Source organism: Magnetospirillum fulvum MGU-K5 (assembly GCF_000442515.1).
Taxonomy (GTDB): Bacteria; Pseudomonadota; Alphaproteobacteria; order Rhodospirillales; family Magnetospirillaceae; genus Phaeospirillum; species Phaeospirillum fulvum_B.
On record NZ_AQPH01000099.1, the window covers coordinates 1 to 8,983 of the forward strand.

Here is an 8,983-nt window from a genome sequence, read left to right on the forward strand (position 1 = left end):
TAGCGGCGGGCCTGCTCGATCAGGGCCTCGCCCTCCAGCGATTGCAGCGCCGCCAGTCCGGCCGAAGCCAGGGCCAGAACCCGCTGGCGCGACGGCCCGGCCGCAATCCGTTCCAGCCACAGATCGCGGGGGCGGCCGGGAACGTACACCTCCTCCTGCGGCAGTGCCTCGCCGGTAACGGTCGCGACGGCCATCGCCATCGCGATGTCGGCGAGGATCAGGTGGAAGGTCTGGTTCCGGGTCAGTTTCGCGTCCATGTCGCCTCGTCACAGCCAGGAGATCAGGGGGGTCGGGTCATCGGAGATAGAGAGCGGCGGCGGCTCGCGCGAGGGCGTGCCGAGATAGAGGAAGCCGACGATCCGCTCGGCCTCGCCCAGCCCCAGTTCGGTGTGAAAACCGCGATCGTGCATCAGCCAGCCCGAGCGCCACACGCCGCCAAAGCCCAGACCCCGGGCCGCCATCTGCATTGCCATCACGGTACAGCCCGCCGACAGAATCTGGTCGAATTCGGGAACGTGTTCGTTCGGCTTGGGCGAGGCCACCACAATCACCACCATCGGCGCCCGCAGCGGCATCCGGGGCGCCCGCTCGATCACCGCTTCGGGCTGACCGGCGGCGATCGCCGCCCGCTGCATCAAGGCTCCCAGCAGCTTCAGCCCCTCCCCCTCGGCGACGAGGAAGCGATAGGGGCGCAGATGCTGGAAATCGGGCACCCGGAGAGCGGCGCGAAAGATCAGGTCGAGCGCCTCGCCGGTTGGCGCGGGCGCGGTCAGGGCATGGCACGAGCGCCGGTTCAGCAGCAGGGACAGGGCTTCGGTCATTTCCAGGGCTCCAGCGCATCGTCGATCCGCTCGCCCCGGCGCAGGCGTTCGCGGATATCCATCAATCCGGCATCGACCCGTTCCAGCGCGAGCAGGTTGGCCCGCTCCGCTGCCGAGGTCGTGATGATTTCGGCGATGCCGCCATGGCGGATCACCAGCCGCCGCCCGCCGCGCAGGGCCAGCAGCGGATCGTGGGTCGAGATCAGGACGATCTTGTCCTCGGCGACCAGCAGATCAAGGGCGCGGCGGCGATCGACCCCGGCATTTTCGATCTCGTCGATCAGCACCACCGGCGAGGCACTCAGCAACGCCGCGTCGGCGATCATCAGCGCCCGGGTCTGGCCGCCCGACAATTGGGTCACCGACACCGTCGGGGCAAAGGTCTCGCCGGTCAAAGCGTTGGCGGTGGCGATTACCCGCTCGGCCACCGCGTCCGCATCGGCGACCTGACGGCAGCTTGCATGCATCGCGACGAACTCGGCGACAGTCAGATCGACGACGAAATTCATCGTCTGGGACAATTGGGCGACCAGCTTGCGCTCGGGCGCAAAGCGGCTTCCCGGCGGCGGCGGGGCGTCGTTGATCAGAATCCGCCGCCCGGTCGGGGTGTCGCCCTGGGCCAGGCATTCGATATCGGCCAGCAGGCGGCTTTTGCCCGACCCGGTGGGACCGACGATACAGACGATTTCCCCGGCGCGGATCGTCAACTCGACCGCCTCGGCCCGGCCCAGCTTGTCGCGCCCGCCCAGGATCGTCACGGCCCGCACCGGCTCTGGCCCCGCCTGCCGGTCCTCCTGCTGCAAACGGCGGACATGGTCGAGAATCTGCGGCCGGGTCATGCCAAGATCGGCCAGCGTCTCTTCGCCCAACCCGTCCAGCCACGCGTCCAGCCCGATCTCGTCCGGCCGAGGCACCGGAAAGGTAGCGAGGAACGCCCCCACCCGGGGATAGGCGCGGGTCAGCGCCCCCAGGCTGGCCGCGCTCATCGCTGGTCCTCGAAGCGCATCGTCTTGACGTTGCCGCGATGGTGGGTCTCGCCGATCGCGGTCTCCCCGACGCAATAGGGACAGACCGCCGACGGCATCGAAAAGCGCAGCCGCCTGCCCTCCAGCCCGCCGGTATCCTCCGCCGCGCGCAGGTGAAAGGCGACCTCGGTCGCGCCCTGGCCGGTGATCCCGTTGCAGAACACCACCGGCGCACGCGGATTGGCGAGGCGGACGTTATAGGCATAGACCTCGCGCTCGGCCTGACTGACGATGTCGCCCTTGGTGATGACGACCAGATCGGCCAGACGCAGCATCGGCCCGATCTTCTTTGGCGTATGGATGCCGGCCAGCGCATCGACGACGCACACCGCCAGCACCCCCTCGATATGGGGCGAGCAGCGATTGCACAGACCGGCGCTTTCGCTGACCAGCAGGTCAAGCCCCTGCCGCTGCCCCCACTCCAGGCAGGCTTCGATATTGGTGACGAAGAAATGGTCGGGACACAGCCCACCCGACAGCCCGACCGAAACCGGGATGCCGCGCCGGGCATAGGCGGCATCGTCCTCGGTCGAGAGCGAATCGAACTTGGCAACGCCGACCTTCTGCCCCTCGGCGGCGAGCAGATCGAGCACGCGGAGAATCACCGAGGTCTTGCCGACCGACGGCGACCCGGCGACGGTGACCAGCCGGGGTCGCGCCATCACCCGCCCCACGATTCGAAGAACAGCCGACCAGCGATCCGGCTCCGCTCGGCCATGTCGTGGGCGCGGACGTGATCCCAGCCCAGCCAGCTCAGCCGGGCCTGGGCGGGAAAGGCCGCCTGGGCCGCCGCTCCGCCGACTGGGGGATAACAATTGCGCGCCAGGACCCGCCCCAAAGCGGGTCCGCTCAGACACTCGAACACCGGCCGCAGCCGCTCGCGCCGGTCGGGCCGCGACATCGTGCCGATCGGCATCGCCAGCGCCCCGTCCTCGGGCCACACCACCGCGACCCGATCGCGCCGGGGCGACATCTCGGCCTGCATCCATGGCAACACCGTCACCGCCGCCCCACCGGGATGACCCGACCCGGCGATCTTGGCACTGACGACGTTATGGCGCAGCGCCTTGACGTTGGCGGCGAAGGCGCGAATCCCCTCGGCCCCGAATCGTTCGAACAGGCCAAGCAGCAGGATTTGATTGTAATCGGTGAAGGGCACCCGGTCGTTGGGCCGCCAGCCGCCGAACACGACATCGCCGCGATAAAGCGGCCCCAGCAGGTCGCCCCAACAGCGGGGCGGGGGACGGTCGCCCAACCGGCGCAGATCGACCAGGAACACCAGCGGAATGACCGCGAACACCGAGAAAACACCCAGCGGATCGATCAGCCCGGCCTCGGCACAGGCGGGGTGCAGGTCGGGCGGAGGACAGGCCCCGCCGGGATAGGTGGCGAGCAGGTGGGCGGACAGGGCATCGGGCGCCCACGAGGTCATCACCATTCCGGGCAGATCATCGGCGGAATGAAGCGCCAGCATCTCGTCGAACGGCGCGTCCCAGGCCCCGCCCATCACAACCGACCAGGCCAGATCGTGGCACCGCAGGGCGCGATCGAGTTCGGCCCGGACCGGCCGCCGCAACGGCATCGGCACCCGGCCCAGCAGATCCCACCGCCCCGGCCCGGCCATCGGTCGGTCCGGTTCCGTTTCGCGCCACGTCGCTGACTCGGGCTCTCCGGCGCGCACGGTCCTGCTTTGGAACATTGTGCCCTCGCGGTCAACTCCAGAACATTCTAAAGATTTCCGTCGATAGAAGCCCAATGTCAATGTTATTTTCAAAAACGGTTTGAAATATTGATCCAGAGCGGCTAAACATAAAAATGAATGAACGGCATTTTTACATTGGCGTACAGTTTTAGGGGATTTCGTACATATCCGTAATTTTCTCCTCCCTTTGCGAAGAGGCGACGATGATTCTGCGGCTGAGAGCGCCAACCGATCCCGAGCGGACCCGCATCTTGTATCTGGCCCGCTATGCCCCCGACGATCCGGTCTATGAGATGAAGGCCGAGGGGATCGCCTCGGGCTATTCCGAATATCATTTCAATCTTTTCAAAGAATTACAAGGAATCGGCTATCGCGTCTCCTCCAGTTCGAAGCCGTATGCCGCGTGGCTGGCCGGGGGCAATGTCGATTACGTGTTCTCGCTCCTGAACCGGATGCCGATCCGCAATCCCGAAATCTTCGTCTCCAGCCTGTGCGAATATCAGCGCCTGCCTTACCTGGGAGCACCGCCGAACATCCGTGCTTTGGCCGAGGATAAATACTTAAGTAAACTTACCTTTCAATCGCTTGGACTTCCCGTTGCCGCCGGATTGCCCTATGCCGTTGGGGCTCCACTTGACCCGCCCGATTTCGCCGGGCCGTATTTCGTCAAGGACCGTTTCGGCGCGGCGTCGGAGGGGATTACCCCCGACAGCCTGCAAGAAACCTGGGAGGGGGCCAGCAGGATCGTGCGGCGTCTCCATGCCCAGGGGCGCGAGGCGCTGGTCGAGGAATATTGCCCCGGTCTTGACGTCACCGTCCCGGTGATCGGGCACGATCCCTATCTGATCCTGGGCCACGTCGCGCCGCAATCGGACCAGATCGGCCACATCCTGACCGAGGATTTGAAGGTCGATGACCATCTCGGCAACCAATTGATCGATGTCGGCGCGACCGCCGCGCTGATCGCCGACGATGTCGCCCGGCTGTGGCGGGGATTAGGGCCGATCGACTATTTCCGGGTCGATTACCGCTGGGACCCCGCAACCGGACGACGGACGGTGTTGGAAATCAACATCTGCTGCTATTTCGGGCGTCACGGCGCGCTGGCTCTGGCCGGGTCGCGCTGGGGCTTTTCGCGCCGCGACCTGCTGGCCCATGTTGTCGAATACAGTCTGGCCCGTCAGGTTTCGTCGCGCGATCAGTACCGCTGGATCGTTTAAGCCCTTCGTCCCCGGGGGCTTGATCGACGGCATGTCATACTTTACCGCGCCCTAATATAACGCCACCGCCCGGCGCGGGTCTTCGGTGAGGAACAACATGCCAGCCAGCCAGGACGAGACCACCCGCGGCTCGCGGTGGAACAAGACGGTTGCGACCGTGCAAACCCAATTCCCCGGATTGCTGGCCGCCGCCACAGTCGGACTGGCCGCCAGCTTCCTGTCGGACCATTACGGCGGCCCGACGATGCTGTACGCCCTGTTGCTGGGGATGGCGTTTCATTTCCTGTCACTGGAAGGGCGCTGTGTCGAGGGGATCGCCACCGCGTCTCGCACCGTGCTCCGGATCGGAGTAGCGTTGCTGGGGATGCGGATCACCCTGGGCCAGATTGCCGCCTTGGGAATCGAAACGCCGCTGCTGATGGTCGGAACCGTCATCTTTACCACCCTGGTCGGCCTTGTCGCCGCGCGGCTGATGGGGTTGGGGCGGGCGTTCGGAGTGCTGACCGGCGGCGCGGTGGCGGTGTGCGGGGCCTCGGCGGCGCTGGCGATCGCAGCGGTTCTGCCCCGGACCCAGCATTCCGAGCGTGACACCATCTTCACCGTGATCGGCGTCACCACGCTGAGCACCATCGCGATGATCGTCTATCCGATGATCGTCAACACGTTCGGGCTGGGGCCGGACAGCGCCGGCATTTTCCTGGGTGGCACCATTCACGACGTCGCCCAGGTGGTCGGCGCGGGCTACAGCCTGTCGCCCCAGACCGGCGACACCGCCACCTTTGTCAAATTGCTGCGAGTGGCGATGCTGCTGCCGATCGTGATGGTGGTTTCGCTGGCGTTCGGCGTCCGGACCTCCGATGCGCAAAAGCCGCCGCTGCTGCCGCTGTTCCTGGTTGCCTTTGCCGTGTTGGTCGGGATCAACAGCACAGGCTGGGTGCCGCCGCTGGTGACCTCCGGGTTGAACGATCTGTCGCGCTGGTGTCTGGTCACCGCGATTGCCGCGCTCGGCATGAAGACGTCACTGAAGGCGATGACCGAGTTGGGGCCAAAGCCGGTGATCCTGCTGCTGGTCGAAACAGTACTGATGGCGGCGCTGGTGCTGGGGGTTCTGCTGGTCCGCGACGGGACGCTGTAGCGGGATCGCTTAATTCCCGCTCTTGCGCCGGTACATTTCACGATCGGCATGGATCAGCAGCTCATTGGCGCTTTCGCCATGGTCGGGAAAGACCGAAATCCCGATGCTCGAGGAAATGGTGAGAATTGTGTCGTTGATGAGGAACGGTGCCGCCATTGCCGCCGCTGCCTTGTCGGCGACGGTTCTGGCATCCTCCTCGTCGGTGACTCGGTGGAGCAGGATCACGAACTCGTCACCGCCGATGCGCGCAGGAGTGTCCACTTCACGCAGGCAGCCGCGCAGACGCTCCGCCACTTCGCGCAACAGCGCATCTCCCATGTCATGGCCGTATCGGTCGTTGACCGGCTTGAAGCGGTCAAGGTCGATAAACAGAACCGCCATTTTGTGTTGATCGCGGCGGGCCAGGGCCATTGATTGAACAAGACGATCGTTGAAGAGAATCCGGTTGGGCAGGCCGGTCAGCGCATCATGGTGGGCCAGAACCCGAATGCGTTCCTCATGCGATTTCAGTTCATCGATGTCCTGGAAATAGCCGTACCAGACGATCTCTGTCCCGTTATTTTCCTGCTCGGGAGTGGCCCGGCCCTGATACCAGCGATAGGACCCGTCGCGCTGGCGCAGGCGAAGCTGCATATGCCAGGCAGACCGGGCCGCCGAGCATCTTTGGACCGAATCGACCATCGGATGAAGATCATCGGGGTGAACCCGCGACAGAAGCAGGTCGGCGTTCTCGCAAACGGCTTGCGCCTCCAGCCCAAGGTCGCTGATCCGGGGACTCATGAACTCGAAGACGGGCCGTCCCTCGTCCTTGCTCCGCTCCCGCGCCTTGTACAAAATCCCCGGAACCAGATTGGCGACGTCGCGGAACATGGTCAGAGAGTGCAGTTGCAGTCTCTCCAATTCCTTTTGCGCGGTAATGTCGGTGTGACTGATGACTGCCCGGCCGCGGCTGTCATCTAACGGCGTAGCCTGGAGCAGGAACCAGCGTTGCCGTTTCGGGGTATGACAGGGATATTCCGTACTGAGATGGTCGCGGCGGTGATCGAGAACCTCCTCAATCCCCCGACCAAGCGCCTCGTCCGCGGCCAAGGTCACCCGCAGGTAATTGGCCCCAGGTCCGACCGAATCGGGATGGCCGTCATTCTCGATCGCAAAGCGGTTCCAGGCGCGGTTGACCCCAGTGATCGCGCCGGATCGGTCGATCACACAGATCTGATGCGGGATGGCGTCCAGAACCTTTTGCATGAAGAGCCGCATGTCTTCAACGTCCTGGCGCAGTCGGTCCTTGATGATGAACAAAGAACTGATGCCGATCAGGGACGGCAGGGTAATCACCAGACTAAGCGAAATCAGTTTCGCCGGTTCGATCTGTCCGAGAAACTGGGATATGTCGAGCGACAGCAGCGGCCATCCCGCCCCCCCCATGACGGCGGCGTAAACCGTGCGGAAGATTTGAAAAAGGACAAGGATGGCAAACCCGACAACCAGATAATATTTCCCCCCACCAGGGGCGCTGTGCCGATGGCGAAGCAGGAAGTACAACAGATACCCCGTCTGCGCGGCGAGGATTGTACCCCGCAATACCACCCGCGCCAGGGGCCACTCATTGATAAAGGGGGCGGTGACCAGAATCAGGGCGCAGGGAAGCCACAACACCCACCCGCTGATTTTTTGGGCAAGGAAACGCCCCAGCCCCAGCGCCAGGAACGTCAGCCCCAGCGCATAGGTCAGGGTGGCGGCCAGCAGCCCCAGTTCAGTCCAGGCAGAGGGCCACAGCAACAAAATCACATAGGTGACGGCGTGCCAGAAAAACCCCATTGCCCAAAACAGAACGCCGTCGCGCCGCCCTGACGACAAGGCCAACATGGTTCCGAGCAAAACAATGTTCGCGATGATGATGACAAAGACTTCGGCCAGGCTGGCGAAACTCATGATCATGAGCCATATACAATTTGAATTAGGAAAATTCGAATATCGTACAAACCCTACCTTAGGATGCACGGTTCATTCAATATGCCCTTTAGGACGTTTCCAAAAATTCAAGATTAGCGGCGAAACCCTCGCCTGCCCGAGCGGGACGCTTTCCTCCGGCACCGTGCCGAACGTGGTGAAGCGTGGCCCCTCGATTTGTCCCATTGGCCGGTCTCTCGTCGCCTCTGCGGCGGGTGCCATTTACGCGGGTTGTCCCCCAGGCCCGCGCTCTTTATACTGATGGGCCTGAGCGAGGATTCTGTTCTCGCTCCGCCAATGGAGAGTGGATGTCAGAGCTTGTGTGATAAGGCTCTCTGACTTTCAGAGAGCCTCGTGAATCGCAACTCCACCGGGTGCTTATGCACCTGGGGTGTTTTTTGCGCCTATCACACGAGACTTCGATGAACATCTCACGGTATGAACAACGTGTGCTGCACGTGCTGGCCCTTGGCGGCTACATTCTCCATGAACGGGACGATGGTCCCAAAATCACCTCCGTCACCTGCTACACCCGCGACGGCATGATTCTGTCGGACTGCACCCTGATCGTCTTCACACGATTGAGGGGCAAACGGCTGATCGAATCCCGCTTGGGCGGACCCTATCGGATCTCGAAACGGGGCCGTTCCGCCGTTCGCGCCCAACTCGACAATCGGGGGGCTTAAAAATGCGGATTCGCTCTGAATCAGAAGGTGACATCGCGGCGATCAGCCGGGTGATCACCGAAGCGCTACGCCTGCTTGCTCAATCCACAGGAACCGAGGCCGGGATCGTCGATAGGCTGCGGGCCGAAGACGCGTTCCTGCTGTCCCTGGTCGCCGAGGAAGACGGCACGGTCATCGGCTATCTGGCGGCCTCGCCCGCACGGATCGGGAAACAAGACGGCTGGGGTCTGATCGGGCCGCTGGCGGTTTCGCCCGCACGGCATCGCCAAGGAATCGGCTCGGCCCTGATGGCGGAAGCACTGCGCCGCTTGAGAGGGTCATGCCGGGGGGCAGCGCTGGTGGGCGACCCTGCCTATTATCGCCGCTTCGGCTTTCGGGCCTATCCCGGATTAGGCGTTACCGGCTGCCCTCCCGAGGTGGTTTTGGCCTTGCCATTCATCGACA

The 8,983-nt window shown here is 63.8% G+C and carries 10 protein-coding genes; 4 read left to right on the forward strand and 6 right to left on the reverse strand.

Annotation, left to right across the window (positions count from 1 at the left end; translation table 11 throughout):
• The 5 genes from K678_RS16110 to K678_RS16130 all read right to left on the reverse strand — a co-directional run.
• A partial coding sequence (locus K678_RS16110) for a hypothetical protein (protein ID WP_021133538.1) occupies positions 1-257 on the reverse strand: 257 nt, incomplete at its 3' end.
• A gap of 9 nt (positions 258-266) precedes the next feature.
• Positions 267-821: an NAD(P)H nitroreductase gene (locus K678_RS16115; RefSeq protein WP_021133539.1), complete on the reverse strand. Its 555-nt coding sequence runs from the start codon at positions 819-821 to the stop codon at positions 267-269.
• Positions 818-1,807 (reverse strand): ATP-binding cassette domain-containing protein, encoded by a 990-nt coding sequence (locus tag K678_RS16120; RefSeq protein WP_021133540.1) that lies wholly within the window; start codon positions 1,805-1,807, stop codon positions 818-820. The genes K678_RS16115 and K678_RS16120 overlap by 4 nt, the downstream gene beginning before the upstream one ends.
• Complete coding sequence (locus K678_RS16125) at positions 1,804-2,508, reverse strand: GTP-binding protein (RefSeq protein ID WP_021133541.1); 705 nt, start codon at positions 2,506-2,508, stop codon at positions 1,804-1,806. Before K678_RS16125 ends, K678_RS16120 begins: the two co-directional genes overlap by 4 nt.
• Positions 2,508-3,470 (reverse strand): ABC transporter substrate-binding protein, encoded by a 963-nt coding sequence (locus K678_RS16130; RefSeq protein ID WP_021133542.1) that lies wholly within the window; start codon positions 3,468-3,470, stop codon positions 2,508-2,510. The genes K678_RS16125 and K678_RS16130 overlap by 1 nt, the downstream gene beginning before the upstream one ends.
• Positions 3,471-3,751: 281 nt before the next feature.
• Here K678_RS16130 and K678_RS16135 point away from each other — a divergent pair, with 281 nt between their 5' ends.
• Both K678_RS16135 and K678_RS16140 read left to right on the forward strand, forming a co-directional pair.
• Positions 3,752-4,768, forward strand: coding sequence for a D-alanine--D-alanine ligase family protein (locus tag K678_RS16135; protein WP_021133543.1), 1,017 nt, complete (start codon positions 3,752-3,754; stop codon positions 4,766-4,768).
• Between the two features lie 97 nt (positions 4,769-4,865).
• Positions 4,866-5,903 (forward strand): YeiH family protein, encoded by a 1,038-nt coding sequence (locus tag K678_RS16140; protein ID WP_021133544.1) that lies wholly within the window; start codon positions 4,866-4,868, stop codon positions 5,901-5,903.
• Between the two features lie 9 nt (positions 5,904-5,912).
• On the opposite strand, the gene K678_RS18005 is transcribed toward K678_RS16140, so the two are convergent.
• Entirely contained in the window at positions 5,913-7,835 is a 1,923-nt protein-coding gene (locus K678_RS18005; protein WP_196802603.1) for a diguanylate cyclase domain-containing protein, read from the reverse strand.
• Positions 7,836-8,275: 440 nt separating this feature from the next.
• Here K678_RS18005 and K678_RS16150 point away from each other — a divergent pair, with 440 nt between their 5' ends.
• Positions 8,276-8,539 (forward strand): YjhX family toxin, encoded by a 264-nt coding sequence (locus tag K678_RS16150; RefSeq protein ID WP_021133546.1) that lies wholly within the window; start codon positions 8,276-8,278, stop codon positions 8,537-8,539.
• Between the two features lie 2 nt (positions 8,540-8,541).
• Positions 8,542-8,983, forward strand: a 442-nt coding sequence (locus K678_RS16155; protein ID WP_021133547.1) for a GNAT family N-acetyltransferase, incomplete at its 3' end; no start/stop codon positions are given.

What these genes read in the sequence shown, in the direction of transcription:
- K678_RS16125 (WP_021133541.1), bottom strand. Translation starts at nt 2,508, where the DNA reads ATGGCGCGACCCCGGCTGGTCACCGTCGCCGGGTCGCCGTCGGTCGGC.
- K678_RS16120 (WP_021133540.1), bottom strand. Translation starts at nt 1,807, where the DNA reads ATGAGCGCGGCCAGCCTGGGGGCGCTGACCCGCGCCTATCCCCGGGTG.
- K678_RS18005 (WP_196802603.1), bottom strand. Translation starts at nt 7,835, where the DNA reads ATGAGTTTCGCCAGCCTGGCCGAAGTCTTTGTCATCATCATCGCGAAC.
- K678_RS16150 (WP_021133546.1), top strand. Translation starts at nt 8,276, where the DNA reads ATGAACATCTCACGGTATGAACAACGTGTGCTGCACGTGCTGGCCCTT.
- K678_RS16135 (WP_021133543.1), top strand. Translation starts at nt 3,752, where the DNA reads ATGATTCTGCGGCTGAGAGCGCCAACCGATCCCGAGCGGACCCGCATC.
- K678_RS16140 (WP_021133544.1), top strand. Translation starts at nt 4,866, where the DNA reads ATGCCAGCCAGCCAGGACGAGACCACCCGCGGCTCGCGGTGGAACAAG.
- K678_RS16115 (WP_021133539.1), bottom strand. Translation starts at nt 821, where the DNA reads ATGACCGAAGCCCTGTCCCTGCTGCTGAACCGGCGCTCGTGCCATGCC.
- K678_RS16130 (WP_021133542.1), bottom strand. Translation starts at nt 3,470, where the DNA reads ATGGCCGGGCCGGGGCGGTGGGATCTGCTGGGCCGGGTGCCGATGCCG.